The organism is Promicromonospora sukumoe (genome assembly GCF_014137995.1).
Classification (GTDB): Bacteria; Actinomycetota; Actinomycetes; order Actinomycetales; family Cellulomonadaceae; genus Promicromonospora; species Promicromonospora sukumoe.
This window is the reverse complement of the sequence record NZ_JACGWV010000001.1, coordinates 2,972,396-2,996,616: the sequence shown is the minus strand read 5'-3', so window position 1 is coordinate 2,996,616 and position 24,221 is coordinate 2,972,396. Positions and strand designations below refer to the sequence as shown.

At 72.4% G+C, this 24,221-nt stretch carries 23 protein-coding genes; 18 read left to right on the top strand and 5 right to left on the bottom strand.

Features of this window, described 5'->3' with window-relative positions:
* Nucleotides 1-72 precede the first annotated feature (72 nt).
* The 4 genes from FHX71_RS13270 (at nucleotide 73) to FHX71_RS13255 (ending at nucleotide 3,700) form a co-directional block, all read left to right on the top strand.
* A complete protein-coding gene (locus FHX71_RS13270) occupies nucleotides 73-1,194 on the top strand; it encodes an Rv2578c family radical SAM protein (RefSeq protein WP_182616939.1) in 1,122 nt (373 codons plus the stop codon).
* Nucleotides 1,194-2,225, top strand: a complete 1,032-nt coding sequence (locus tag FHX71_RS13265) for a phosphotransferase family protein (RefSeq protein ID WP_182616936.1) — start codon at nucleotides 1,194-1,196, stop codon at nucleotides 2,223-2,225. The genes FHX71_RS13270 and FHX71_RS13265 overlap by 1 nt, the downstream gene beginning before the upstream one ends.
* A 103-nt stretch (nucleotides 2,226-2,328) precedes the next feature.
* Nucleotides 2,329-3,069: an ALF repeat-containing protein gene (locus FHX71_RS13260; RefSeq protein WP_220489672.1), complete on the top strand. Its 741-nt coding sequence runs from the start codon at nucleotides 2,329-2,331 to the stop codon at nucleotides 3,067-3,069.
* Between the two features lie 31 nt (nucleotides 3,070-3,100).
* The gene (locus FHX71_RS13255) at nucleotides 3,101-3,700 is read left to right on the top strand and encodes a GNAT family N-acetyltransferase (protein WP_182616934.1); all 600 of its coding nucleotides are present in this window, start codon (nucleotides 3,101-3,103) and stop codon (nucleotides 3,698-3,700) included.
* Nucleotides 3,701-3,832: 132 nt separating this feature from the next.
* Here the strand turns inward: FHX71_RS13255 and FHX71_RS13250 are convergent, their stop codons facing one another.
* Nucleotides 3,833-5,047, bottom strand: a complete 1,215-nt coding sequence (locus FHX71_RS13250; protein WP_182616932.1) for a pyridoxal phosphate-dependent aminotransferase — start codon at nucleotides 5,045-5,047, stop codon at nucleotides 3,833-3,835.
* 35 nt (nucleotides 5,048-5,082) lie between these two features.
* The gene (locus FHX71_RS13245; protein ID WP_182616929.1) at nucleotides 5,083-5,553 is read right to left on the bottom strand and encodes a PPOX class F420-dependent oxidoreductase; all 471 of its coding nucleotides are present in this window, start codon (nucleotides 5,551-5,553) and stop codon (nucleotides 5,083-5,085) included.
* Between the two features lie 121 nt (nucleotides 5,554-5,674).
* Between FHX71_RS13245 and aspS the strand changes: the two genes are divergently transcribed.
* The 5 genes from aspS (at nucleotide 5,675) to FHX71_RS13220 (ending at nucleotide 10,691) form a co-directional block, all read left to right on the top strand.
* Nucleotides 5,675-7,462, top strand: a complete 1,788-nt coding sequence (gene aspS, locus FHX71_RS13240) for an aspartate--tRNA ligase (RefSeq protein WP_182616927.1) — start codon at nucleotides 5,675-5,677, stop codon at nucleotides 7,460-7,462.
* A gap of 175 nt (nucleotides 7,463-7,637) precedes the next feature.
* A complete protein-coding gene (locus FHX71_RS13235) occupies nucleotides 7,638-8,276 on the top strand; it encodes a DUF4190 domain-containing protein (protein ID WP_182616925.1) in 639 nt (212 codons plus the stop codon).
* Nucleotides 8,277-8,406: 130 nt separating this feature from the next.
* Nucleotides 8,407-9,000 (top strand): DUF4190 domain-containing protein, encoded by a 594-nt coding sequence (locus tag FHX71_RS13230; protein WP_182616923.1) that lies wholly within the window; start codon nucleotides 8,407-8,409, stop codon nucleotides 8,998-9,000.
* A gap of 127 nt (nucleotides 9,001-9,127) precedes the next feature.
* A complete protein-coding gene (locus FHX71_RS29755; RefSeq protein WP_182616922.1) occupies nucleotides 9,128-9,880 on the top strand; it encodes a DUF4190 domain-containing protein in 753 nt (250 codons plus the stop codon).
* 97 nt (nucleotides 9,881-9,977) lie between these two features.
* Entirely contained in the window at nucleotides 9,978-10,691 is a 714-nt protein-coding gene (locus FHX71_RS13220; protein ID WP_182616920.1) for a DUF4190 domain-containing protein, read from the top strand.
* 27 nt (nucleotides 10,692-10,718) lie between these two features.
* On the opposite strand, the gene FHX71_RS13215 is transcribed toward FHX71_RS13220, so the two are convergent.
* A complete protein-coding gene (locus FHX71_RS13215; RefSeq protein ID WP_182616918.1) occupies nucleotides 10,719-12,155 on the bottom strand; it encodes an FAD-dependent monooxygenase in 1,437 nt (478 codons plus the stop codon).
* A 107-nt stretch (nucleotides 12,156-12,262) separates the two neighbouring features.
* Between FHX71_RS13215 and FHX71_RS13210 the strand changes: the two genes are divergently transcribed.
* From FHX71_RS13210 to FHX71_RS13185, 6 genes are all read left to right on the top strand, one after another.
* Nucleotides 12,263-12,835, top strand: a complete 573-nt coding sequence (locus FHX71_RS13210) for a TetR/AcrR family transcriptional regulator (RefSeq protein ID WP_182616916.1) — start codon at nucleotides 12,263-12,265, stop codon at nucleotides 12,833-12,835.
* A 114-nt stretch (nucleotides 12,836-12,949) separates the two neighbouring features.
* Nucleotides 12,950-13,429 carry a DoxX family protein gene (locus FHX71_RS13205; protein WP_182616914.1) on the top strand — a complete coding sequence of 160 codons (480 nt, stop codon included), beginning with the start codon at nucleotides 12,950-12,952 and terminating at the stop codon, nucleotides 13,427-13,429.
* A gap of 269 nt (nucleotides 13,430-13,698) precedes the next feature.
* Nucleotides 13,699-15,384, top strand: coding sequence for an ATP-binding cassette domain-containing protein (locus tag FHX71_RS13200; RefSeq protein WP_312877039.1), 1,686 nt, complete (start codon nucleotides 13,699-13,701; stop codon nucleotides 15,382-15,384).
* Nucleotides 15,385-15,471: 87 nt separating this feature from the next.
* Entirely contained in the window at nucleotides 15,472-16,485 is a 1,014-nt protein-coding gene (locus FHX71_RS13195) for a glycoside hydrolase family 18 protein (protein WP_182616909.1), read from the top strand.
* A 226-nt stretch (nucleotides 16,486-16,711) separates the two neighbouring features.
* Nucleotides 16,712-18,058: a ricin-type beta-trefoil lectin domain protein gene (locus FHX71_RS13190; protein ID WP_246402555.1), complete on the top strand. Its 1,347-nt coding sequence runs from the start codon at nucleotides 16,712-16,714 to the stop codon at nucleotides 18,056-18,058.
* Nucleotides 18,058-19,317 (top strand): alginate lyase family protein, encoded by a 1,260-nt coding sequence (locus FHX71_RS13185; RefSeq protein ID WP_220489670.1) that lies wholly within the window; start codon nucleotides 18,058-18,060, stop codon nucleotides 19,315-19,317. Before FHX71_RS13190 ends, FHX71_RS13185 begins: the two co-directional genes overlap by 1 nt.
* 100 nt (nucleotides 19,318-19,417) lie before the next feature.
* On the opposite strand, the gene FHX71_RS13180 is transcribed toward FHX71_RS13185, so the two are convergent.
* Entirely contained in the window at nucleotides 19,418-19,864 is a 447-nt protein-coding gene (locus FHX71_RS13180) for a DUF6314 family protein (protein WP_182616906.1), read from the bottom strand.
* A gap of 79 nt (nucleotides 19,865-19,943) precedes the next feature.
* On the opposite strand from FHX71_RS13180, the gene FHX71_RS13175 reads away from it, so the two are divergent.
* Together FHX71_RS13175 and FHX71_RS13170 are read left to right on the top strand one after the other, a co-directional pair.
* Nucleotides 19,944-22,067, top strand: a complete 2,124-nt coding sequence (locus tag FHX71_RS13175; RefSeq protein WP_182616904.1) for a M3 family metallopeptidase — start codon at nucleotides 19,944-19,946, stop codon at nucleotides 22,065-22,067.
* Between the two features lie 60 nt (nucleotides 22,068-22,127).
* Nucleotides 22,128-23,465 carry a M20/M25/M40 family metallo-hydrolase gene (locus tag FHX71_RS13170; protein ID WP_312877038.1) on the top strand — a complete coding sequence of 446 codons (1,338 nt, stop codon included), beginning with the start codon at nucleotides 22,128-22,130 and terminating at the stop codon, nucleotides 23,463-23,465.
* Nucleotides 23,466-23,562: 97 nt separating this feature from the next.
* Here the strand turns inward: FHX71_RS13170 and FHX71_RS13165 are convergent, their stop codons facing one another.
* Entirely contained in the window at nucleotides 23,563-23,778 is a 216-nt protein-coding gene (locus FHX71_RS13165; protein WP_020014707.1) for a DUF5703 family protein, read from the bottom strand.
* Between the two features lie 117 nt (nucleotides 23,779-23,895).
* Between FHX71_RS13165 and FHX71_RS13160 the strand changes: the two genes are divergently transcribed.
* Complete coding sequence (locus tag FHX71_RS13160) at nucleotides 23,896-24,216, top strand: primosomal protein (protein ID WP_182616902.1); 321 nt, start codon at nucleotides 23,896-23,898, stop codon at nucleotides 24,214-24,216.
* Nucleotides 24,217-24,221: the final 5 nt, after the last annotated feature.

The window sequence follows — 24,221 nt, the reverse complement described above, 5'->3', positions numbered from 1 at the left end:
GACGCCGAGGGATGCGGTGCCTGCCGCTGTGGACAACTTGACGACTGATCGAACGAGTGTTCGAATCGGATCATGCGTTGGCAAGGGCAGGCGATCTCGAACGACGACGGCGCGCTGCCCGGGCTGGAGCTCCCCGGGTTGCGCGACGCCGGGCTGCTGCGTACCGTCCGGTCGCCCGAGTTCGCGGGCGTGACCTTCCACGAGGTGCTCGCCAAGAGCGCCCTGTCGAAGGTCCCGGCCGCCTCGCAGATGCCGTTCCGCTGGACGGTCAACCCGTACCGCGGATGCAGTCATGCCTGTTATTACTGCTTTGCCCGAAATACTCACGAATATCTCGACCTCGACGCCGGCCACGACTTCGACTCCCAGGTGGTCGTCAAGGTCAACGCCGACCAGGTGCTGCGCGCCGAGCTGGCCAAGCCCTCCTGGAGTCACGAGGCCGTTGCGCTCGGCACCAACACCGACCCCTACCAGCGGGCCGAGGGGCGCTACCGGCTCATGCCCGGCATCATCTCGGCGCTCGCGGACTCGGGCACACCGTTCTCGATCCTGACCAAGGGCACGCTCCTGCGGCGCGATCTGCCGCTGCTCGTCGAGGCGGCGCAGAAGGTGGACATCGGCCTCGGCGTCTCGCTCGCGTTCGCCGACACGCCGTCGGGCAAGGAGCTGCAGCAGGCCGTCGAGCCCGGCACCCCGACGCCCAAGGCCCGTCTAGACCTGATCCGCGCCATCCGGGAGACCGGACTGCCGTGCGGCGTGATGGTTGCCCCGGTGCTGCCATGGCTGACCGACTCGCTCGCGCACCTCGAACGGCTGCTCGACAACCTGGTCGAGGCGGGTGCGACCGGCGTCACCGTGCTGCCGCTGCACCTGCGGCCCGGCGCCCGCGAGTGGTACCTCGGCTGGCTCGGGCGGTCCCACCCGCACCTCGTGGAGGGCTACGGCCGCGTCTACGCGCGCGGCGCCTACGCGCACAAGGGCTACCGCGACTGGCTCTGGGAGCGGGTGCGCCCGCTGATCCGCGAGCGCGGGCTGGGCGGGGCCGCGATGCACCGGACGGGCGCGGCCGCCGAGCAGCACACCGAACAACACGCCGAGGGCGACTACCCGCGCGGAGCGTTCACCGGCGTGCGGTCCGACGGCGCCGGCGCGGCGTCTATCGGCGCGGAGGTCGGGAGCGAGACCCTGTTCTGATGCAGCCCCCGATCCCGCGCGTCGAGCCGCGCCTGCCCGGCTACCTCCTGGTGCCGCTGGCGGGCGGGTGGTCGGCCGAGACGTTCCTCGCGACCCCGGCCGCGGGCGGGGACGGCGCGGACGGAGCGCACGCGGGGGAGCCGCTGGTGGTCCGGTACTTCGCCGGCGCCCGGCACGCCCCGGACGCCGCGGGCATCCAGGCGGCGCTGCTCGGCCGGGTCCGCGACGCTCTGCCGGTCCCGGCGGTGCGCCAAGTGCACAACGCCGACGACGGCTCGCCCGGCCTGCTCGTCATGGAGCTGCTGCCGGGGGAGCTCGGCAGCCTGGTCCTCGCGCGGCTGGTCGAGGACCGTCGGCGCGCGGACCGGCGCCACCGCAGGCGCGAGGCCGACGAGCGCCTGCGGTCGCTGGGACGCTCGCTCGGCCGGGTCGCGGGGACGCTCGCCGCGACGCCGCTGCCCCGGAGCGGGCTGTTCGCCGACGCCGCCCTGCGGATCGAGCCGTTCGACCTCCGGCTGCCCGACTGGGTCGACACCCACGCGGCGGGGCTGGTCGCCAGCGGCTGGTCCGACGGCGAGGTCACCGGTCTGCGGGAGGTCGCGAAGCGCGCCGTCGTCGACCTGGAGGGCGCTCCGGCCTGCCTGGTGCACAGCGACCTGAACCCGAAGAACGTGCTGGTCGACCCGGAAACGCTCCAGGTCACCGGCGTTCTCGACTGGGAGTTCGCCCACGCGGGCCATCCGGCCACGGATCTCGGCAACCTGCTGCGCTTCGACCGGGAGCCGGCGTACGTGGAGGGGCTCCTGGACGGCTGGTTCGCCGGTCAGGGACCGGACGCCGGTTTCGGCATCGCCCCGAACCGGGCGACCGGCTCGGTGGGACGCCGTCGGGCGACGGACCTGGCGCGCGCCGCCGACCTGGTCGCGCTGGTCGAGCTCGCCGCCCGCGCCACGGAGAACCCGGTGGTGCACCAGGCCCGCGCGCACCTGCGCGCCGTCGCCCGCACCGGCGACGTCCACGCCACCCCGTGACCGGACTTTCGTGGCCGCTCACCTGCGCGGACGTTACGTTGCTCGGTGTGCGGCGCGCCGCGCACCATCCCGGTCGCCGGGCGCCGACGAAGAGGAGGCTCACGTGAGGCTTGTTCGCATGACGTCGCTGGCGGTCGTGACGACCGTCGCCGGATCGATGCTCACCCTTGCACCTCTGACGGCCGCCGCAGAGCCCCGGCAGGCCGTGGCGACCGCCGCGATCACGCAGGTCGCCGACGATCCGGTCCCGGGGACGGAGGAAGAGCTCCGGGCCACGATCCAGGCCATCCTGGACGACCCCGAGGTGGGTGTCGGCGTGCGGCGCGAAGCGCTGGAGGCCCTGGAGACCGGCACCGTCGAGGCCATGACGTACTTCCTCGAGACCGGCTGGCAGGTCGCACAGGACGAGGACAACCGGTTCGCGATCTTCGTGATCCTCGCTGATCCGGACACAGGTCGGGCTGTGCGGGACGCGGCGGGCGCGGCTCTGAGGGACGGCAGCTCGGAGGCACTGGTGTACTTCCTGGAGACCGGCCGATGGATCGCGCAGGACGAGGACAACCGGTTCGCGATCTTTGTGATCCTCGCTGATCCGGAGACGGGTCGGGCTGTGCGGGACGCGGCGGGCGTTGCTCTGAGGGACGGGAGCTCGGAGGCCCTGGTGTACTTCCTGGAGACCGGTCGCTGGATCGCGCAGGACGAGGACAACACGTTCGCGATCTTCGTCATCATCGGTACCCCGGGGATCAGCGCCGCGTTGCGGGCCGCCGCCGTGGCTGCGCTGGACGGCACCCCCGAGGACCGCGCCTACTTCATCGAGACCGGGCAGTACGAGGTGGAGTGACGTGCGGCCGGCGCGTGCCTATCGTGTCGGCATGGCTGAGCTCGCCCCGTACACGATCACCCCGGGCACCCTGGCGAGGCTGGCGCAGCCCACGCTGCCCCTGACCGGCGGCGCGACGATGCGTCCCTGGCGGGAGACGGACGCACTTGCGCTCCAGGAGGCCTACGCCGACCCGGACATCCAGCGCTGGCACGTGCGCCGGGTGGACTCGCCGGACGAGGCGCTCGGGATGATCGTCAACTGGCAGCGGGCCTGGGCGCAGGAGCGTCGTCTGGAGTGGGCGGTCGCCGCCGCCGACGGGTCCCTGCTGGGGCGGCTCGCGCTCAAGGACCTCGTCCTGTTCGACGGCATCGCCGAGATCGCCTACTGGACCGTCCCGGCGGCGCGCGGCCGGGGTGTGGCGCCGCAGGCCGTCGTCGCGGCGAGCGCCTGGGCGTTCGAGGCCGGGTTCCGGCGGCTGGAGCTGGAGCACTCGACGCTGAACGCGGCGTCGTGCCGGGTCGCGGAGAAGGCCGGGTTCGCGCTGGAGGGGACGCGTCGGGGCGCCGCCCGGCACGCGGACGGGCACCACGACATGCACGTCCACGCCCGGCTGTCGGACGCCGGGGGCGCGCTCCCTCTCGAGACCTAAGTTTCTTCGCTCTGCGGCCCCGCAAAGCGAAGAAACTTAGGTCTCAAAGGGGAGGTTGGCTGCCGCCCCCTCGAAGGGGCGGTCGCCCGACGGCGTCCAGGGCCGCCGTCACTCGGCCAGCCCGCCCCCCCGTCAGGCCCGGATCTCGTCCAGGTACTCCGCGATGCGGCCGATCGCCTCGCTCAGCACGTCGACGTCGGGCAGCGTGACGAGCCGGAAGTGGTCGGTCTCGGGCCAGTTGAAGCCGGTCCCGTGCGTGACCAGGATCTTCTTGGCGCGCAGCAGGCCGATCACGAACGCCTCGTCGTCCTTGATCGGGTACATCTCAGGGTCCAGCCGCGGGAAGCAGTACAGGGCGCCGCGCGGCCGCACCGAGCTGACGCCGGGGATCTCGTTGAGCAGCTTGTCGGCGAGCATCGCCTGCTCGTAGAACCGGCCGCCGGGCTGGATCAGGTGTTCGATCGACTGGTAGCCGCCGAGCGCCGTCTGGATGGCGTGCTGCGCCGGCACGTTGGCGCACATCCGCATGTTGGAGACGAGGGTGAGGCCTTCGATGAAGTCGGCGGCGCGGTGCTTGGGGCCGGAGATCATGGCCCAGCCCGACCGGTAGCCGCAGATCCGGTATGCCTTGGACAGGCCGCTGAACGTGATGCACAGGACGTCGTCGTCGGCGAACGTCGCGGTGTGGTGGTGGGTGGCGCCGTCGAACAGGATCTTCTCGTAGATCTCGTCGCTCAGGAGCACCAGGTCGTGCTTGCGCGCCAGCTCCGCCAGCCCCTTGACGATCGACTCGCTGTAGACCGCGCCCGTCGGGTTGTTCGGGTTGATGATCACGAGCGCCTTCGTGGCGGGCGTGATGCGCGACTCGATGTCCTCCAGGTCGGGGTTCCACCCGTTGGACTCGTCGCAGCGGTAGTGCACGGGCGTGCCGCCCTGCAGGCTCACGGCGCCGGTCCACAGCGGGTAGTCCGGCGCGGGGACCAGCACCTCGTCGCCGTCGTCGATCAGGGCCTGCAGCACCATGCTGATCATCTCGGAGACGCCGTTGCCGATGTAGACGTCGTCGACGTGCGTGTCGATGCCGTGCGACTGGTAGTAGTGCGCCACGGCGGTGCGCGCCGAGTAGATGCCGCGGCTGTCGCTGTACCCCTGCGCCTGCGGCAGGTGGTGGATCATGTCCGCCAGGATCGCCTCGGGCGCCTCGAACCCGAACGGCGCGGGGTTGCCGATGTTCAGCTTGAGGATCTTGTGACCCTCGGCCTCCAGCCGGTACGCCTCCTCCAGGATCGGACCCCGGACGTCGTACCGGACGGACTTCAGCTTGCGGCTCTGCCTGATCTCTCGCACCCGATCATGGTCGCAGGTCCCGGCGGGTGCCCCCGTCAGCCGTCCGCGAGCCGCGCCGGAAAACCACCCGTCGCCACCGGGCCCCAGCGCTCGATCGTGATCCGCACCAGCGACTTGCCCTGCTCGACCATCGCCGCGCGGTACTCGTCCCAGTCGGGGTGCTCCTTGCCGGCGGCCGCACGGAAGTAGTCGACCAGCGGCTCCACCGACTCGGGGATGTCCAGCACCTCCGCCGTGCCGTCCACCTGCACCCACGCCGCGCCGAAGTCCTCGCCCAGCGCCAGGAACGACGCCGCCGGCCGCTGCCGCAGGTTGCGCGCCTTCGCGCGCTCCGGGTACGTCGAGACGACGACGCGACCCTCCGGGTCCACGCCGTACGTCACGGGGCTGAGCTGCGGGGCGCCGTCGGTCCTGCTGGTCACGAGGATTCCGTTGCTGCGCGAGCGCAGGAACTCCAGCAGCTCGTCCCGGGTCACGGTCGTGTTGGTCGCGATAGTCCTGGCCATGGGCGTCAGGCTACGCGCCGGGCCACGCGCCACGGCGTTGTCCACAGCCGGCGGCGCCAAGGGGCCCCGGCGGTGACTAGAATTCTCGGGACCCTCAACCCACGCTGGAAGGACTTACTCCGTGCTCCGCACCCACACGGCCGGCTCACTGCGGGCCGAGCACATCGGCCAGACCGTCACCCTCACGGGCTGGGTCGATCGCCGCCGTGATCACGGGGGAGTGGCGTTCATCGACCTGCGCGACGCGTCCGGCATCGCCCAGGTCGTCATCCGCGACGAGGAGATCGCCCACCCGCTGCGCGCCGAGTTCGTGCTGCAGGTCACCGGCGAGGTCGGCCGCCGTCCCGAGGGCAACGCCAACGCCAACCTCGCCACCGGCGAGATCGAGCTCGTCGCCACCGAGGTCGTCACCCTCAACGAGTCCGCCCCGCTGCCGTTCCAGGTCTCGACGGCGCTCGCGGACACCGAGGTCATCGGCGAGGAGGCGCGCCTCAAGCACCGCTACCTCGACCTGCGCCGTCCGGCCCCCGCGCACGCCCTGCGCCTGCGCGCCAAGGCCAACCAGGCCGCGCGCCGCGTGCTGGACGAGCAGGACTTCGTCGAGATCGAGACGCCGACCCTGACCCGGTCCACCCCGGAGGGCGCACGCGACTTCCTGGTCCCGGCCCGCCTCGCGCCCGGCTCCTGGTACGCCCTGCCGCAGTCGCCGCAGCTCTTCAAGCAGCTCCTCATGGTGGGCGGCATGGAGCGCTACTACCAGATCGCGCGCTGCTACCGCGACGAGGACTTCCGCGCGGACCGCCAGCCGGAGTTCACGCAGCTCGACGTCGAGATGAGCTTCGTGGACCAGGAGGACGTGATCGCCCTGGGCGAGAAGATCCTCCAGTCGCTGTGGGCGCTGGTCGACGTCGAGATCCCGACGCCCATCCAGCGCATCACGTTCCACGAGGCCATGCGCCTGTACGGCACGGACAAGCCCGACCTGCGCTTCGAGAACCCGATCGTCGAGCTCACCGACTACTTCACGGCCACGCCGTTCCGCGTGTTCCAGGCCGAGTACGTGGGCGCCGTCGTCATGGCCGGCGGGGCGGCCCAGCCGCGCCGCCAGTTCGACGCCTGGCAGGAGTGGGCCAAGCAGCGCGGCGCCCGCGGCCTCGCGTACGTCACGTTCACCGAGGACGGCGAGCTCGGCGGCCCCGTCGCCAAGAACCTGTCCGACGACGAGCGCGCGGGCCTCGCCGCCGCGACCGGCGCGCAGCCGGGCGACGCGGTGTTCTTCGCCGCCGGCAAGACGACGGAGGCGCGCGCCCTGCTCGGTGCGGCCCGGCTCGAGATCGCGCACAAGACCGGTCAGATCGACGAGGACGCCTGGTCCTTCGTCTGGGTCGTGGACGCGCCCCTGTTCAAGCCGGCCGGCGAGGACGACGACGTCGACCTCGGCTCGTCCGCCTGGACCGCCGTGCACCACGCGTTCACGTCGCCCACCCCCGAGTGGATCGACACGTTCGAGAAGGAGCCGGGCGAGGCCCTGGCCTACGCCTACGACATCGTCTGCAACGGCAACGAGATCGGCGGCGGCTCGATCCGTATCCACCGCCGCGACGTGCAGGAGCGCGTCTTCGAGGTGATGGGCATCGGCCAGGAGGAGGCGCAGGAGAAGTTCGGCTTCCTGCTCGACGCCTTCGCGTTCGGCGCCCCGCCGCACGGCGGCATCGCGTTCGGCTGGGACCGCATCGTCTCCCTGCTGACGAAGTCGGCCTCGATCCGCGACGTCATCGCCTTCCCGAAGTCGGGCGGCGGGTTCGACCCGCTGACGGCGGCCCCGGCGCCCATCACGCCGGAGCAGCGCAAGGAGGCGGGCGTCGACTTCACGCCCGAGGCCGCACCCGTGGCGACGCCCACGGCGTGACCCGTGGCCCGAGGCCCTGGCCGGAGACCCGCTCTCCGGCCAGGGCCTCCGGTCTGCCCGACGGCGGCGTCCCCACCGGGGCGTTCGCAGGCAGGTCCGTCCCAACCCTGGTTAGGTAGAGGTGGGACACCGGTCCTGGTGCTCCCAGCCCTGATCTGGAAGGGAAGGCAGCCTCATGACCGAGAACGAGGGCGGTACGCCGCGCGATCCGCGTGATCCGCGCGAGCCCCAGCCGGAGACGCCGCCTACGCAGCCGCTGCCAGGATCCACGCCCCCGGAGCCCGGAGCGTCACCCACGCAGCCACTCCCAGGACAGTACGGCGCTGAGCAGCCGCCCGCCGGACAGCCGCCGGCCCCGCAGGAGCCCGCAGGGCAACAGCCCGCACCGCAGGAGCCGAACCCGGGACCGCCCGCTGGTCCCGACTCTGCCGCCCCCTACGGTCAGCAGAGCGCACAGACGCCCTACGGGCAGCCCGGCGCCCCCGCGCCCCAGTACGGCTACACCTCCGCCACGCCGCCCAAGAACGACCTGGGCGTGTGGGCGCTGGTCACGGGCATCCTGAGCTTCGTGTTCTGCCCGCTCCTGCTCGGGATCGCCGCGATCATCACCGGCACCATGAGCCGCCGGGCGGTCGACGAGGGCCTGGCGAACAACCGAGGGATGGGTACCGCGGGCCTGATCCTGGGCTGGGTCAACGTGGCGCTCGCGTTGCTCGCCATCGTGTTCTTCATCGTCGCGCTGGCGGTCGGGCTGTTCGCCGGCGGCATCAACGGCTGGGACAACATGCAGAACCCGAACGACTGGAACTACTGACCTCTTGCGCGTGCGACACGGGTAGGTCTCCCCGCGCGGTTTTCCTGCCGCGCGGGGCGTCCTACCTGTAGGTTTGGCACCTCCGGACCGGGCCAGTCCCCCGGCCCACCGCAAGCAGAGAGGTAGCACGATGACCCAGCCTGACGGCGGCCAGTCGCCCTACGACCCGCCGCAGCAGCCCGAGCAGGGGCAGCCCGCGAACCCCGCGCCGGGCTCGGTCCCCGGTCAGCCCGCGCCGCACGAGCAGGCGCCCTACGGCCAGGCGCCGTACGGCCAGGCGCCGTACGGACAGCAGCCGTACGGCGAGCAGCAGCAGGTCTACGCGCAGGGCGCGCAGCCCGGCTACGGTGAGCCGCTGCCGAAGAACAGCCTCGGCGTCTGGTCGCTCGTGCTGGGCATCCTGTCCGTGCTGGGCTGCGGCCTGGTCACGGGTATCGCGGCGATCATCACCGGTGCCAAGAGCCGGGCGGCGCAGCGCGAGGGTCTCGCGAACAACGGCGGCATGGGCCTCGCGGGCCTGATCCTGGGCTGGATCGGCACGGTGCTGATCACCCTCGGCGTGATCGGCTTCATCATCTTCTCGGTGGCGCTCGCCAACTCGTCGGAGTTCCAGGAGGGCTTCGAGCAGGAGCTGCAGAACAGCTACGAGCAGGAGCTCGGCGACACCGGCCAGACCATGGACCCGGAGCTCCAGGAGCTCCTGGACGAGCTCGAGAACAGCTGAGCCTCCACCCCAGCGGTCGGTCAGCCCGCCGCGACCCCGAGGTGACGTCTCCCTCCGGGTCGCGGCGGGCTCACCTGTCGTCTCCCGCCCGCGCCACTCGGCGCGACCGAGCACGGAAGGCAGCACGATGACCCAGCCCGACGACGGGCAGTCCCCGCAGGAGCCGGACGACCGGCCGGCCGCACCACCGGCGGGGGAGGAGCCCACGCGCGAGCAGCCGACGGCCCCGGCTCCGGCCCCGGCTCCGACGTCGCCCGAGCACGCGGCGCCGCCCGCCGGTCCGGCGTACGGCCACCCGGTGCCGCCCCCGTCGGGCCCGCAGCACCCGGCCGGCCAGCAGTACCCGCCCGGCCAGTACCCGTCCGGTCAGCAGTACCCGGCGCTCCAGCCGACGCAGGACGCCGTCGACCCCTCGTCCCCGTACGCCTCGGGCCAGCCGGCGCAGTACCCGGGCCAGCACGCATCCGGGCAGTACGCGTCCGGCCAGCAGTACCCCTCCGGTCAGTACCCGTCGGGCCAGTACGCGTCCGGGCAGGTGCAGCCGTACACGCCCCAGGGCCAGTCCCCGTACTACGGCGCCGCGCCGCAGTACGGCTACGTGCCCGCGCCGCCCAAGAACGACCTGGGCGTCTGGTCGCTGGTCACGGGCATCCTGAGCTGGGTCATGTGCCCGCTGGTCCTGGGCGTGGTCGCGATCGTCACCGGCAACGCCAGCAGGAGGGCGGTGCGGGACGGCCTGGCGAACAACCCCGGGTCGGCGACGGCCGGCCTCGTCCTGGGCTGGATCAACGTGGGCCTGGCCGGCCTCGCCATCCTGGTCTGGATCGTCCTCATCGTCTTCGGGCTCCTCGGTGCGGCGTTCTCGGTGACCCAGGCATGAGCAGCGACCCAGCACGCAGCGGCGGCCCAGGCACCCGCACGACCCGGCCGCTCACCCCGGCCCCCGACGTCCCGCGCACCCCGTGGAAGGTGGAAGCATGACCCAGCCCGACGAGTGGCAGTCGCCGTACGAGCCGCCCAAGCAGCCGAACCCCCAGCAGCCCGGCCCCGGTGCGACGCCCGGCCCCGGTGCGACGCCCGGCCCCGGTGCGACGCCCGGCCCCGGCGCGGCGGACGCGCCCGAGCCCGCGCCGGGCCAGGCCGCGCCGACGAACCCCTACCAGCAGCCCTACGGCCAGCCCACGCAGCAGCAGCCGTACGGCCAGCCGCAGCCCTACGGCCAGCCCCCGCAGCCGTACGGTCAGCCGTACCCGCAGGCTCCGGACCAGCAGGGCAACCCCCAGGGGCCTGCTCGGTACTACACCGACCAGCACGGCCAGCCCTACCCGCAGCAGCCGTACCAGGGCCAGCCCTACCAGTACGGCATGACCTACCCCGTCGCGCCCGAGAAGAACGCCCTCGGTGTGTGGTCGCTGGTCCTCGGCATCCTCAGCGTCATCATGCTGTTCAGCTGCTTCGTCGGGTTCCTGGCCGGTATCCCGGCGGTCATCACCGGGCACCTGAGCCGCAAGGCGCAGAAGGAGGGCCTGGCCGACAACGGTGGCATGGCCCTGGCCGGCATCATCACGGGCTGGGTCACGATCGGCCTGACGCTGCTCGCGGCCGTCGGGATCGCCATCGCGTTCAGCATCCCGGAGTTCCGCGAGGGCTTCTTCCAGGAGTCCACCTCGAGCTACAGCTACGAGTACTGAGCCGGCGCGCGGCCGGCCGGCCGCGGGTCACACACCCGCGGCCGCGCCGGCCACGTAGCCGTCGGGGCGCACCAGCAGCGCGGTCGCCCCGCCGTCGGTCCGGCGGACGACGACGCGCCCGGCGGGGTCGACCTCGCCGGGCGCCGCCGGGAGCTCCGGGGCCGCGGCCCCCGCGGCGGCGACCAGGACGAACCGTCCCGCGCGGAGCGCCTCGGCCAGGCGCGAGCCGCCCTCCAGCGGCAGGTCCCGTGCGCGGGTCCCGACCAGCGGGTGCGACCCGCGGGGCGCCGGGACCAGCGGGTGCGACCCGCGGGGCGCCGGGTAGGCGACGCCGAGGGCCGAGACGGTCAGCGCGGCCCGGCGTCGGACCGGCGCCACCCGCGACACCAGGCCGACGACGCCGCGGCGCACCGCCGCCACGGCCGGCCCCGGCAGCGTGGCGGCCCGCAGTATCCCGCCGCTGGTGCGCAGCACCTGCCGTCCGACGGGGTGGCGTTCGGCCTGGTAGGTGTCGAGCACGGCGTCGGCCGCGTCGTCGGGCAGGCGGAGCGCGGCCGCGAGCTTCCAGCCGAGGTTCGCGGCGTCCTGCATCCCGGTGTTCATGCCGAGGCCGCCCGCGGGGCTGTGCACGTGCGCGGCGTCGCCGGCCAGGAACACGCGGCCCGCGCGGTAGGTGGGGGCCTGCCGCTCGTCGGCGTGGAAGCGGGACAGGAAGCGTGTCTCGGACATGCCGAAGTCGTCGTGCAGGGTGGCGCGGGCGATCGCGCGCACCTCGTCGAGGTCCACCGGCTCGTCCTCGCCGACGTCGCGGTTGCCGTGCCAGCCGATGAACCGGTACCAGCCGTCGCCGAACGGGGCGAGGAAGCCGAGCGAGTCGTTCGCGGCGGCGACCGTCAGCAGGTCGGCGGGCTGACGGTCGAGCCGGACGTCGGCCAGGACCATCGAGCGGATCACGGCCCGGCCCGGGAACGGGATGCCGACGGCGCCGCGCACCGTGGACCGGGCGCCGTCGGTGCCGACAAGGTACCGAGCCCGCACGGTGGCGCCGTCGGCCGTGGTGACGGTGACGCCGCCGGCGTCCTGGCTCAGGGCGGTCACCTCGGCCTCGTGCCGGAAGGTCGCGCCCGCCTCGTCGGCCCGACGGCGCAGCAGCCGCTCGACCTCGTACTGGGGCGTGACCAGCACGAAGCGGAACCGGGACGGCAGCTCCGCCAGGTCGACCGTCAGGTGCTGGAAGAGCCGCAGGCTCTCGACCCGCTGCCCCCGGGTCAGCAGCTCGTCGGCCAGGCCGCGCGCGTCGAGCACCTCCAGGCTGCGGGCGTGCACGGCGAACGCCCTGGTCAGGTTGCTCAGCCCCGCCGGACGCTTCTCCAGGACGGTGACCCGCGCCCCGGCCGTGGCCAGGTCCCCGGCGAGCAGCAGGCCGGTCGGCCCGGCCCCGACGACGATGACGTCCGTGTCCATGGTGTCCTCCTGGTGTGCGCGGTCAACGGGTGTTTGCCAACGCTTGTTGACCAACGTAGCGGACGCGCTCGACGGGGGTCAACGGACGTTGGCCTACAGTTGTTGGCATGACCGACACCGATGCCCCGCGGCGCCGCTCCGACGTGACGCGCGCGTCGATCCTGACGGCCGCCCGCGAACGGTTCGCCGCCGACGGCTACGAGCGCGCCACGGTGCGCGCCATCGCCCAGGACGCGGGCATCGACCCCTCGATGGTGATGCGCTACTACGGCTCCAAGGAGGGCCTGTTCGCCGCGGTGATCGACGTCGAGCTGGTGCTGCCCGACCTCGCCTCGATCCCGGTGGACGACGTCGGCGCCGTGCTCGTGGGCCACTTCCTGGACCTGTGGGAGCACGACAGCGTGCTGCAGACCCTGCTGCGCGTCGGGGTGACCAACGAGGCCGGCGCCGCGCGGATGCGCGACGTGTTCACCGGCCAGATCCTGCCGCTCGCCGAGCGGTTCGTCGTCACCCGCGACGACGCCGCACGCCGGGCCGCGCTCGTGGCCTCGCAGGTGCTCGGCATGGCGCTGGTGCGGTACGTGCTGCGCTTCGGCCCGGCCGCGGACCTGACCCGGGCGGACGTCGTCGCCTGGCTGGGGCCCACGGTGCAGCGTTACCTCACGGCGCCGGAGCCGTGATCCGGCGGCTCCGGGTGCTGTCGTTAAACGGTTAGGACCGTGTTCTCCGCGCCGGACGGCGCCGTACGTTCCCGTGACCGCGCCGCCGACGCCGCACGAGACGGAGACCACGACATGTCCATCGATGCTCCTCACCCCGCCACGACCGACGCCATCACGACCGACCCCGTCAAGGCCGACCCCCGCAGGACGGTGCCCGCGTGGCGGGACCTGGCCGTCCGACGGCTCGCGCCCCTTCTCGGCTGGGTCGTCACCCTGGCCGTCGCGGCCCAGCTCGCGCAGGGCGCGTACGGCCAGCTCACCGAGTCCGAGCGGTCGGTGGGCATGTTCGAGGCGATCGGCTTCCCGGCCTCGGTCGTCCTCCTCGTCGGCGTGCTGCAGGCCGTCGCCGTCGTGCTCTACGTGGTGCCGTGGACGGCGTTCCTGGGCGCGCTGCTCCTGACCGCCTACCTGGGCGGCGCCGTCGCCGCGCACGTCCGGCTGGAGGACGCCGTGGCGCACACGCTGACGCCGGTCCTGTTCGCCGTCGGGATCTGGGCCGCGCTGTTCCTGCGCAGCGAGCGCATCCGCTGGGCGGTGCTGACCGGCCGCTGAGCCGATCCGCACGGGCGTGGCGGGGCGCGGCGTGACCTCGGGCGACGGTGCCTGAATTCACGTTGCGCCCCGTCGTCGGGCCGTGTCAGGCTGTGTGCGCTCCTGCGGGTGTGCCGCGCGTGTGAGGGAGCGACTGACAAGGACTGTGATGACGGGCATCTCCCGGTACGAGACCACCTCGCGCTGACGCCTGCCCTCCTCCGAGGGCACCGGGCGTCGGCATCAGCCACCACCCGGGAGTCCTTGCTGTGTTGTCAAACCCTTCTGTCGTGCTGCACGACGTCACTTTCGCCTGGCCCGACGGCGCCGTCGCGCTCGACCACGTCTCCGGCGCCTTCGGCCGCGGCCGCACCGGCCTGACCGGCCTGAACGGCGCCGGGAAGTCCACCCTGCTGCGCGTCGTCGCCGGCCTGCTCCCGCCCACCTCGGGCCGGGTCACCCTGAGCGGCACGGCCGACTACCTGCCCCAGCGCATCACCCTGGACGTCCACGCGACGGTCGCCGACCTGCTCGGCATCACTCCTGTCGTGCGGGCCCTGCGTGCCATCGAGTCGGGGGACGTCGACGAGGCGCACTTCGACGTCGTCGGCGACGACTGGGACGTCGAGGAGCGGGCCGTCGCCCTGCTCTCGGCGACCGGCCTGCCCACCGGGCTCGACCGCTCCGTCGCGACCCTGTCCGGCGGCGAGACCATGCTGACGGCTATCACCGGCGTCCGGCTGCGCCAGTCCAGCGGGAGCGCCGCCGTCGCGCTGCTCGACGAGCCCACGAACAACCTCGACGGCGACGCCCGCGAGCGGCTGTACGAGCTGGTCCAGGGCTGGCGGGGCGCGCTCGTCGTCGTCTCGCACGACCTGGCGCTGCTGGAGCTGATGGACGACACGGCCGAGCTGCGGGCCGGGTCGCTGACGACGTTCGGCGGCCCGTACTCGGAGTACCGGGCGTGGCTGGAGGTGCAGCAGGAGGCCGCGGCGCAGACGCTGCGCGCGGCCGAGCAGACGCTGCGCCGCGAGAAGCGGCAGCGCATCGAGGCGGAGGAGCGGATCGCGCACAGCGAGCGCAAGGGCCGCAAGGACGCCGCGAACAGCAAGTACGTCAAGGCGGTGATCAACGACCGGCGCAACAGCGCGGAGAAGTCGGCCGGGTCGCGGCGCGGGATGCTGGACGACAAGGTGGACGCGGCGCGCGCCGCGGTCGACCTGGCCGAGCGCGCGGTGCGGGACGACGACCGGATCTCCGTGGACCTGCCCGACCCGGGCGTGCCCGCCGGGCGCCGGCTAGCGGTGCTGCGGGGCGCGGACGGCCGCGAGGTGGTCATCCAGGGGCCGGAGCGGATCGCGCTGACGGGCCCGAACGGCGTCGGCAAGACGACCCTCCTGGAACGCCTCCTGACCACCACGAACCCCGCCTCGTTGAGTGCTGGGTATTCGCCCCGTTCGACCCCCTCGGAGGGGCAAATACCCAGCACTCAACGAGAGGGGCGGGACGGGGACGGGAGCGGGGCGGACGGCGCGGCGTCGGGGGAGCTGCTGACCGAGCGTGCCGCGTACCTACCGCAGCGGGTCGACGTGCTCCCGGACGCGTCCTCGGTGCTCGACGCCGTCCGCGAGTCCGCGTCGCACGTCGCGCCGGGGGAGCTGCGCAACCGGCTGGCCCGGTTCCTGGTACGGGGCGCGGCCGTGGACCGGCCGGTCGCGACGCTGTCGGGCGGCGAGCGGTTCCGGGTGGCGCTGGCGCGCCTGCTGCTCGCGGACCCGCCCGCGCAGCTCCTGGTGCTGGACGAGCCGACGAACAACCTGGACATCGCGAGCACGGACCAGCTCGTCGACGCGCTGTCCGCGTACCGGGGCGCGCTGCTGGTGGTGAGCCACGACGGCGCGTTCCTGGAGCGGCTGGGCCTGGACGCGGAGATCCGGCTCGACGCGGAGGGGAACCTGACCGAGCTGCGCCGGTGACGTGTACGGGTTACCACGGATGCGCCGTTTTTCACCCGCTGTGTACGGTCGCCGTACCTGTCCGACCAACCCCTTCGGGAGAAGACGATGCAGACCAACCCGAGGCGTCTCGCCCTGCTCAGCTCCGTGACCGCGATCGTCCTGGCCGCCGGCGGCATGGTCGGGGCGGCCGCCATGGAGATCGCCGGGCCACGGACCGACGCGCAGGCCGAGCCACAGGCCGTGGCCGAGAAGATGCCCGGCGCGCCCTACCTGTACCTGGGCTGGGGTGACCCGCAGAGCGCGACGTCGGTGATGAGCGAGACCGGGGTCTCGGCGTTCACCATGGCGTTCATGCTGTCGTCCGGGGGCTGCACGCCCTCCTGGGACGGCCAGCGGCCGCTGACCGGTGGCACCGACGAGCAGACGATCGACGCGATCAAGGCCGCCGGCGGCCAGGTGCAGATCTCCTTCGGGGGCTACTCGGGCAACAAGCTGGGCCCGAACTGCTCCAGCCCGGAGGCGTTCGCAGGGGCCGTGCAGCAGGTCATCGACGCGCACGGCCCCGACGTCGTCGACTTCGACATCGAGAACACCGACGAGTACGAGGACTACGCCGTGCAGGACCGCATCCTGCAGGGCATCGCGATCGTCAAGGAGAACAACCCCGACGTCAAGGCCGTGGTGACCATCCCGACCACGACGACGGGCCCGGGCGGGGCGGGCTCGCGCCTCATCACGCGCGCCGCCGAGCTGGGCACGCCGATCGACAACTACACGATCATGACGTTCGACTTCGGCGGCTCCGACATGGTGGCCGACACGATCAACGCCGCCGAGGGCCTGAAGGACCAGCTCGCGGCCGCGCACGGCTGGTCCGACGCCGAGGCGTACTCCTACTCCGGGATCTCCGGCATGAACGGGCTGTCCGACGTCGGCGAGACCACCACGCCCGCGCAGTGGACCGAGATCCGGGACTGGGCCAACGCCCAGGGCCTGACCCGGTTCGCGTACTGGGCAGTCAACCGCGACCGCGGCTGCGAGGGCGGCGGTGTGACGTCCAACTGCAGCGGCATCGCGCAGGATGACCTCGCGTTCACGCGGATCACCGCGGGGTTCTGACCTCGCCGCAACGCACTCGGGCACCGGTTCGCACCCCGCGAGCCGGTGCCCGACGTCGTCCGCTCCGGGGCCGGCGCCCGCCCGGCCGCCGTCCGCTCCGGGCCTGGCCGGTTCCTGACCCCGAAATCTGTGTGGTCCCTGTACGTGGTAGCCCCAATGTTGCGGGCGGCAAGGAAGTCGTACGTTCTCCTCACTTACAGCCTTGAAAGTTATGAGGAGGACGACCATGCAAGCACGTCAACGGCGCCATGCTCTTCTACGGCGTGGTCTCGGCGGTCTCGCGACACTGACCCTGGCCCTGGCCACCGTGCTCACGCTCGGCGGGGGCGCCCAGCCCGCGCAGGCGGCCACGGGAGCGATCACCGGGTACGGCGGCAAGTGCGTCGACGTCGCGGCGGCGAGTTCCGCGAACGGCACGCAGATCCAGCTCTACGGCTGCAACGGCACCAACGCCCAGAGCTGGGACGTCCGCACCGACGGCACGGTCCGGGCGCTCGGCAAGTGCCTCGACGTCGCGGACGGGAGCACCGCGAACGGGGCCCGCGTGCAGCTCTGGGACTGCAACGGCAGCGCAGCGCAGCGCTGGACCGCCGGTGCGGACGGCACGCTCCGCGCCCTCGGCAAGTGCCTGGACGCGACCGGCCCGAGCTCCGCGGACGGCACGCCGCTGCAGACCTGGGACTGCTTCGCGGGCGCCAACCAGCGCTGGACGCTCCCGTCCGGCGGCGGCAACCCGCAGCCGAACCCGGCGAAGATGCCGGGCGCGCCCTACCTGTACCTCGGCTGGGGCAACCCGCCGAGCGCCACGTCGGTCATGAGCCAGACGGGTGTGCGCGCGTTCACGATGGCGTTCATCCTCTCGTCCGGGGGCTGCAACCCCGCGTGGGACGGCAGCCGCCCGCTCACCGGCGGGGTCGACCAGCAGACCATCAACGCGATCAAGGCCGCGGGCGGCCAGGTGCAGATCTCGTTCGGCGGCTGGTCCGGCAACAAGCTCGGCCCCAACTGCTCGACGCCGGCCGCGTACGCCGGGGCCGTGCAGCAGGTCATCAACGCGCACCAGCCGAACGTCGTCGACTTCGACATCGAGAACTCCGACGAGTTCGAGAACTACACCGTGCAGGACCGCATCCTGCAGGGCCTGATCATCGTCAAGCAGAACAACCCGAACGTGAAGATCGCCGTCACGATCGGCACGGGCCGCGGCGGCCCCGAGGGTGCGGGCACCCGGCTGATCAACCGGGCCGCGCAGCTCGGTGTCCCGATCGACAACTACACGATCATGCCGTTCAACTTCGGCTCCTCGAACATCGCGCAGGACACGATCAACGCGTCCGAGGGACTGAAGAACCAGCTCAAGTCGGCGAACGGCTGGACCGACGCGCAGGCGTACGCCCACATGGGCATCTCCGGCATGAACGGGAGCTCCGACCAGGGCGAGATCACCACGACCGCGGCCTGGACCCAGATCCGTGACTACGCCCGGAACAACGGGCTGACGCGGCTGGCGTTCTGGTCCGTCAACCGGGACCAGCCCGGGTTCGAGTTCACGCGCATCACGGCGGGCTTCTGATGAGGGCCCGCAGCAGCAAGGCGCCGGTCCGCGCCCTGGTCACGCTCGCGGTCGCCGTCGGGCTGGTCCTGCCCGCGGCGGCGGCCGGGGCGGCCCCCGTGCCCGACGTCGCTCCCGCCGTCGTGCCCGCCACCGCGGAGCAGGCGGCCGCCGACGTGCCGACGACGTTCACCCACCCGGGCGTGCACGTCAGCGCGCCGCAGCTCGACTTCATCCGGGGCCGCGTGCAGGCCGGCGCGCAGCCCTGGCGCGGCGCCTACGACTCGATGATGGGCAGCCGGTACGCGTCGCTGTCCTATACGCCGCACCCGCGGGCCGTCGTCGAGTGCGGCTCGTACTCCAACCCGAACAACGGCTGCACCGACGAGCGCGAGGACGCCATCGCGGCGTACACCCACGCGCTGGCCTGGTCGGTCACGCGGGACACGCGGTACGCGAACAAGGCGATCTCGATCATGAACGCGTGGTCGCCGGTCATCCGGGACCACACCAACTCCAACGCCCCGCTGCAGACGGCGTGGGCCGGCTCGGTGTGGCCGCGGGCCGCGGAGATCATCCGCTACACGGGCGCGGGCTGGGCGGCGGCCGACGTCGACCGGTTCGAGACGATGTTGCGCAACGTCTACCTGCCCGAGGTGATCAACGGCTCCAACAGCAACGGCAACTGGGAGCTGTCGATGATGGAGGCCGCCGTCGGAATCTCGATCTTCCTCGACGACCGCAACGCCTACGTCTCGGCGCGGCAGCGCTTCCTGGTGCGGGTGCCGGCGTTCATCTACCTGACGTCGGACGGGTCGGTGCCACGCACCGTGCCGGGCTCCGGCCGGGACACACCGGACCAGATCTTCTCGTACTGGCACAACCAGCGCACGCTGGTCAACGGCCTGTCGCAGGAGACCTGCCGGGACTTCACGCACACCGGCTACGGCCTCTCGGCGATCTCGCACGTCGCCGAGACCGCCGCCATCCAGGGCGACGACCTGTACCCGCAGGTGGGGGAGCGGCTGCGACACGCGCTCGGCTTCCACTCCACCTACCAGCGGGGGACCGCCGTGCCGTCCTGGCTCTGCGGCGGGTCGGTGCACCTGGGCCTCGGCCCGGTCACCGAGGTCGGGTTCAACGCCCTGCACAACCGCCAGGGGTTCGCGATGAGCAACACCCAGGCCCTCACGGAGTCGTCGCGCCCGGCGGGCACGAACAACCTGTTCGTCGCCTGGGAGACCCTGACCCACGCGGACAACCCGAACGTCCTCCCCTGACCCCTGACCCCTGACCCCTGACCCCTGACCCCTGACCCCTGATCGTTGAGTGCTGGGTATTCGCCCTCCGGCGCCCGCCAGAAGGGCGAATACCCAGCACTCAACGAGGGGGGCGGGTGTAGCGGGTGTGCATCAGGTAGGCCTTCTCCGGGCCGGTCACCCGCCAGCGCAGCTCCCAGTCCTGGGTGGGCACGGCTGCCACGGCCAGGCCGCCCGCGTACAGGTCCCGGCCGCACAGGTGCTCGACGGCGCCCGCGGTCCACGGGTGGAAGTCGCGGCCGTCCTCGAAGGTCACGCGCCAGCCGGTGGCGGCCCCGCCGTCGGGCAGCGCCCCGCCGTCCGGCCCGGGCTCCCGGACCAGGAACAGCGTGCGCGTCACCGGGGTGCTGCCACCCGCCCAGCGCAGCGTGCCCTGCTCCGCCCAGCGCACGCGGCCGTCGTCCTCCACGAGGAACCGGGCCTCCCCGTCGGCGGTGTACGCGGCGCCGTCGTCGTGCCGGATCTCCCGCACGAAGTCCCAGGTGCCTACCAGCCGGAGAGGATCCACGCCCACGACCCTAGACCGCGGCGGAGACCCCCCGGAAAGGACGCGTCGCCGGGGCAACCGATGGGCGAGGATGTTCCCCATGACCTCGACGCACGAGACCACCGCACCCGCGGACCTGGACCCGGCCAACCCGTTCGCCGCGCCGTCCGCCCTGCCGTACGGCCTGCCCGACTTCTCCGTGATCCGCGAGGAGCACTACGAGCCCGCGATCCTGGCCGGCATGACGGCCCACCGCGCCGAGGTCGAGGCGATCGCCACGAACCCGGAGCCCGCGACCGTGGAGAACACCCTGGTGGCGCTGGAGCGTTCCGGCCAGCTCCTGGGCCGGGCCGCCCGCGCGTACTTCAACCAGCTCCCCTCGGACTCGACCCACGGCTTGGAAGACATCCAGGAGCGGCTCGCGCCCCTGTTCTCCGCGCACCGGGACGCGATCAACATGGACGCGCGCCTCCACGAGCGCGTGCGCGCCCTGGCCGACGCCGCCGAGGCGGGCGACCTCGACCTCGAGCCCGACACCGCGTACCTCGTCGAGAAGCTGATGACGCAGTTCAAGCGGTCCGGCATCGCCCTGTCCCTGGGCGACCAGGACACGCTGCGCGAGCTCAACGCGCGCATCACGTCGCTGGAGGCGAGCTTCGGGCGCAAGCTGCTCGCCGGCGCCAACGAGGCGAGCGTGCTCGTCACCGACGAGGCCGAGCTCGCCGGACTGTCCGCGGACGCCAAGGCCGGCGCCCGGGCCGCCGCCGCTGCCCGCGGCCAGGACGGCTGGCTCCTGGAGATGCAGCTCTTCACGCACCAGAACGTGCTCGCCTCGCTCCAGGACGCCGCCACCCGCGAGCGCGTGCAGAGCGCCTCGATGGCGCGCGGCGCCACGGGCGGCGAGAACGACACCCGCGAGGTGCTGCTGGAGCTCGCGCGCCTGCGGGCGCACCACGCCCAGCTCCTCGGCTACGAGCACCACGCCGCCTACACGGTCGCCGACGCTACCGCCGGCACCACGGCCGCGGTCAACGAGATGCTCGGGCGCCTCGCGCCCGCCGCCGTCGCCAACGCGCGGCGCGAGGCAGCCGACCTCGCCACGGTGGGCGGCGCGCCGCGCCGTCCTGAGCCTGTCGAAGGATCCGACGGCGTGGCCGCCGCCGACTGGTCCTTCCTCAACGAGGCGGTGCGCAAGGAGCGCTTCAACCTGGACGACGCCGCCCTGCGCCCCTACCTCGAGCTCGAGCGCGTGCTGCACGACGGCGTCTTCAAGGCGGCCGGCCTGCTGTTCGGCCTCTCCTTCGTCGAGCGCCCCGACCTGCCCGGCTACCACCCGGACGTGCGGGTCTTCGAGGTGTTCGACGCCGTCGAGCCCGGTGAGCCCGGCTCCGGCCTCGGCCTGTTCCTCGCCGACCTCTACACGCGCGAGTCGAAGCGCGGCGGCGCCTGGATGGACAGCCTCGTCGTCCAGAGCACCCTGCTCGGCGAGCAGCCCGTCGTCGTCAACAACCTGAACATCGTCAAGCCGCCGGCCGGCGAGCCGACGCTGCTCGTCTGGGACGAGGTCACCACGCTGTTCCACGAGTTCGGGCACGCGCTGCACGGTCTGCTCAGCGACGTCCGCTACCCGTCGCAGTCGGGCACCTCCGTGCCGCGCGACTTCGTCGAGTACCCGTCGCAGGTCAACGAGATGTGGTCCTGGGAGCCGCAGATCCTGAAGTCGTTCGCGGTGCACCACGTCACCGGCGAGCCGATGCCCGCCGAGTGGGTCGACACCATGCTGGCCTCCCGCATCTGGGGCGAGGGCTTCTCGACCACCGAGTACCTCGCCGCGGCGCTCCTGGACCAGGCATGGCACCAGCTCACCCCGGACCAGGTGCCGACGTCGGTCGAGGACGTGCTGCCCTTCGAGGCGGCGGCGCTCGCCGCCGCGGGCGTCGACTTCGCCTCCGTGCCGCCCCGGTACCGCAGCACCTACTTCAACCACATCTTCGGCGGCGGGTACTCGGCCGGGTACTACTCCTACATCTGGTCGGAGGTGCTCGACGCCGACACCGTGCAGTGGTACGCCGAGAACGGCGGGCTCACGCGCGAGAACGGCGAGGCGTTCCGCCGCAAGCTGCTGGCGCGCGGCGGCTCCCAGGACCCGCTGGTCTCGTTCGCCGACCTGCGGGGGCGCGCGGCCGAGATCACGCCGCTGCTGGAGCGCCGCGGCCTGGTCTGAGGTGTGAGACGCCGGGCCACGGTGGACCGGCCGCCACGTGCGGCCGGTTACCGTGGCCCTGTGACTGAGACTGTTCCGACTTCCGCGCCCGTGCCCACCGCCGCCGACGAGGTCATCCGGATCTGTCAGGAGCTGATCCGGATCGACACGTCGAACTACGGCGACAACGAGGGGCCGGGGGAGCGCGCCGCGGCCGAGTACGTCATGGAGCTGCTGCACGAGGTCGGGCTGGAGCCCGAGCTGTTCGAGTCGAGCCCCGGGCGGGCCTCCGTCGTCGTCCGGCTGGAGGGGCAGGACAGCAGCCGCCCCGCGCTCGTGCTGCACGGCCACCTCGACGTGGTGCCCGCGGCGAAGGACGACTGGAGCGTGGACCCGTTCGGCGCCGAGCTCAAGGACGGTCTGCTCTGGGGCCGCGGGGCCGTCGACATGAAGGACATGGACGCCATGATCCTGGCGGTCGTCCGCCAGATGGTGCGCGAGGGCCGCAAGCCCGCGCGCGACGTCGTGGTCGCGTTCTTCGCGGACGAGGAGGCGGGCGGCGTGTACGGCGCCCGCTGGGCCGTGGACCACCGCCCCGACCTGTTCGAGGGCGCCACCGAGGCGATCTCCGAGGTGGGCGGCTACTCGGTCGAGGTGGGCGGCAAGCGCGCCTACCTGCTCCAGACGGCGGAGAAGGGCATCGCCTGGCTCCGGCTGATCGCCGACGGCCGGGCCGGGCACGGCTCGCAGGTCAACGAGGAGAACGCGGTCACCGAGCTCGCCGCCGCCGTCGCGCGGATCGGCCGGCACGCCTGGCCGACGACGATCACGCCGACGGTGGACGCGCTGCTGCGCGGCGTCGGCGACCTGACGGGCCTGCCCGTGGACTACGACGACCCCGCGACGATCGACGCGCTCGTCGCGGCCCTCGGCCCGGTGGCGAAGTTCGTGGGCGCCACCGTGCGCAACACGTCCAACCCGACCCAGCTCGCCTCCGGGTACAAGGCGAACGTGATCCCGGGCCGCGCCGAGGCGACCGTCGACGTGCGGCTCCTGCCCGGCCACGAGGAGGCCGGGCTCGCCACGCTGCGCGAGCTGGCGGGCCCGAACGTGCGGATCGAGCCGATCCACGTGGACACGGCGCTGGAGGTGCCGTTCTCCGGCTCGCTGGTCGACGCCATGGTGGCCGCCATCGACGCCGAGGACCCGGGCGCCAAGGTGCTGCCGTACACGCTGTCGGGCGGCACGGACAACAAGTCGCTGCACCGCCTGGGCATCACCGGCTACGGCTTCGCGCCCCTGCAGCTCACGAACGACCTCGACTTCGCCGGCATGTTCCACGGCGTGGACGAGCGGGTCCCCACGGAGGCCCTGAAGTTCGGCACGCGCGTGCTGGACCGCCTGCTCGCCACCTGCTGACGTTCGTCGGTCGAGCGTGTCAGACGCTCAGGTCACCCCGGTGACCTGAGCGTCTGACACGTGCTCCGGCGCGAGCCGGGGAGCGTCAGGGGGCGGGTCACAGGGTGGAGGAGACCTTGATGATCTTGCGGCGGAGCCAGACCTTGCGTCTGCCGCCGATGTAGAGAAGGGTCCGTGCCAGTTCCCAACGGCCGTACTCGGCTTCGTCGGTGAGCGCCTTGCGGGCGTCCGGCACGGTGGTGTCCGGCTCAAAGGTCACGACGCGGTACTCGTACTGACTGTTCTTGCGGAACACGGAGCCGTCTCTCGCCATCTGATGCACCGTCCTCGGGTCGCGGGTGAGGTCAGTTTATGCCGGTTTGATTGCAGACCGGTGACAGCAACTCAATTCGTCTGCCCATTGTGGCTCATGGGGCGCTACCTTCAAGGCATGACCGTAGAACCGCGTGCCGCGCTCGACCGCCTCATAGCCGCACTCGAGGCCCACCATCACGCGGTCGCCACTCGCCGGAGTGACGACGACCCTGCTGTCGACGACGCCTACGACGTGCTCGCCGACGCCTACGAGGTGTACGAGGACTCCCTGGCCACGGTGTTCGGTGAGGTGACTCCCTTCTACCTGGCCGACGAGGTGGACGAGGACGACGAGGACGACGACGCGGACGAGGACCTCGACGACATCGACTTCGACGACGACCTCGGGGAGGTCGAGGAGGCGGAGGGCGAGCCGCAGCCGGCGCAGCAGCGCTGACCTGG

Bases quoted from the DNA above. Each gene is read 5' to 3' on its own strand.
- FHX71_RS13220 (WP_182616920.1), top strand. From the start codon at position 9,978: ATGACCCAGCCCGACGAGTGGCAGTCGCCGTACGAGCCGCCCAAGCAG.
- FHX71_RS13235 (WP_182616925.1), top strand. From the start codon at position 7,638: ATGACCGAGAACGAGGGCGGTACGCCGCGCGATCCGCGTGATCCGCGC.
- FHX71_RS13255 (WP_182616934.1), top strand. From the start codon at position 3,101: ATGGCTGAGCTCGCCCCGTACACGATCACCCCGGGCACCCTGGCGAGG.
- FHX71_RS13215 (WP_182616918.1), bottom strand. From the start codon at position 12,155: ATGGACACGGACGTCATCGTCGTCGGGGCCGGGCCGACCGGCCTGCTG.
- FHX71_RS13195 (WP_182616909.1), top strand. From the start codon at position 15,472: ATGCAGACCAACCCGAGGCGTCTCGCCCTGCTCAGCTCCGTGACCGCG.
- FHX71_RS13205 (WP_182616914.1), top strand. From the start codon at position 12,950: ATGTCCATCGATGCTCCTCACCCCGCCACGACCGACGCCATCACGACC.
- FHX71_RS13185 (WP_220489670.1), top strand. From the start codon at position 18,058: ATGAGGGCCCGCAGCAGCAAGGCGCCGGTCCGCGCCCTGGTCACGCTC.
- FHX71_RS29755 (WP_182616922.1), top strand. From the start codon at position 9,128: ATGACCCAGCCCGACGACGGGCAGTCCCCGCAGGAGCCGGACGACCGG.
- FHX71_RS13190 (WP_246402555.1), top strand. From the start codon at position 16,712: ATGCAAGCACGTCAACGGCGCCATGCTCTTCTACGGCGTGGTCTCGGC.
- FHX71_RS13270 (WP_182616939.1), top strand. From the start codon at position 73: ATGCGTTGGCAAGGGCAGGCGATCTCGAACGACGACGGCGCGCTGCCC.
- FHX71_RS13265 (WP_182616936.1), top strand. From the start codon at position 1,194: ATGCAGCCCCCGATCCCGCGCGTCGAGCCGCGCCTGCCCGGCTACCTC.
- FHX71_RS13160 (WP_182616902.1), top strand. From the start codon at position 23,896: ATGACCGTAGAACCGCGTGCCGCGCTCGACCGCCTCATAGCCGCACTC.
- FHX71_RS13175 (WP_182616904.1), top strand. From the start codon at position 19,944: ATGACCTCGACGCACGAGACCACCGCACCCGCGGACCTGGACCCGGCC.
- FHX71_RS13230 (WP_182616923.1), top strand. From the start codon at position 8,407: ATGACCCAGCCTGACGGCGGCCAGTCGCCCTACGACCCGCCGCAGCAG.
- FHX71_RS13245 (WP_182616929.1), bottom strand. From the start codon at position 5,553: ATGGCCAGGACTATCGCGACCAACACGACCGTGACCCGGGACGAGCTG.
- FHX71_RS13165 (WP_020014707.1), bottom strand. From the start codon at position 23,778: ATGGCGAGAGACGGCTCCGTGTTCCGCAAGAACAGTCAGTACGAGTAC.
- FHX71_RS13210 (WP_182616916.1), top strand. From the start codon at position 12,263: ATGACCGACACCGATGCCCCGCGGCGCCGCTCCGACGTGACGCGCGCG.